This window comes from Nonomuraea recticatena, from assembly GCF_039533245.1.
GTDB classification, from domain to species: domain Bacteria; phylum Actinomycetota; class Actinomycetes; order Streptosporangiales; family Streptosporangiaceae; genus Nonomuraea; species Nonomuraea roseola.
Window position 1 is genome coordinate 1 of the sequence record NZ_BAAATE010000139.1, and the last position, 812, is coordinate 812.

Sequence of the window (812 nt, forward strand, 5' to 3'; positions counted from 1 at the left end):
ACGGTCGTTGCGGGTCATCCGGTCGGAGCCGACGGGCCTGGCGAGGGCGAGTTCGGGGCCGCAGCATGGGCATGGGCCTTGGTCGACGTTGAGGGTCATGTGGTGCCTCCGAGGCCGACGAGGCGGGCGGCAGCGAGCACCTGGGCGGGCGTTGGGTCGATCATGTCCACGGACCCGCAGCGGCCGCTGATCTCCACCGCGGTCCAGCAGTCCCCGACGTCCAAGACGAGGGTTCCCGCTCCGCTCTCGCGGCCAATACAGGCGATCGTGTACGTCCGGTGTCGCCACACTTCGTCGTCGCTGTCGTGGCGGTACTCGTCGGAGACGCGGTTGAAGTGAAGCCCGGCCCGATGCGCGGCCGCCATTACGTCGCGGAAACGCGGTTGCGGCCGTTCGTGGCCATCCGGGTGGTAGGTGTCGTGCTGCTGGTGCGCCTCGTCGCAGGAGATCGTCAACGACGATCCGCAAGCGACGCAGTGGTCCTCGACCGTCCCGGCGGTTTCAGGGCCGGAGCGGGGATCCTGCGCGGGCACGTGGGGCAAGTCCGAGGGTCGCTCGACTCGTCCGCGTTCGGCGCAGGCCGAACAGCCGACCACTCGGCAATCGTCGTGAGATCTCATGCCGTGGCCTCCAGTTCGAAGAGAGCGGACTGCTGCGCGAGGGGCCGGTTCGACCACAGGACCTCGGTCCGTGAGGACCAGGTCCCGGACTGGCCGGTGCCGGTCTGGATTTCGACGCGGTCCCAGCCGTAGTACAGGTGGTCGTACAGGTCGGAGCGGTAAAGTCGGAGGCCAAGCGGTCTTAGGAAGACA

General features: G+C 68.2%; 1 protein-coding gene. It reads right to left on the reverse strand.

Features of this window, described 5'->3' with window-relative positions; all coding sequences use genetic code 11:
- Positions 1–95 precede the first annotated feature (95 nt).
- Positions 96–620 (reverse strand): hypothetical protein, encoded by a 525-nt coding sequence (locus ABFX50_RS50785; protein WP_346158525.1) that lies wholly within the window; start codon positions 618–620, stop codon positions 96–98.
- Positions 621–812 lie beyond the last annotated feature (192 nt).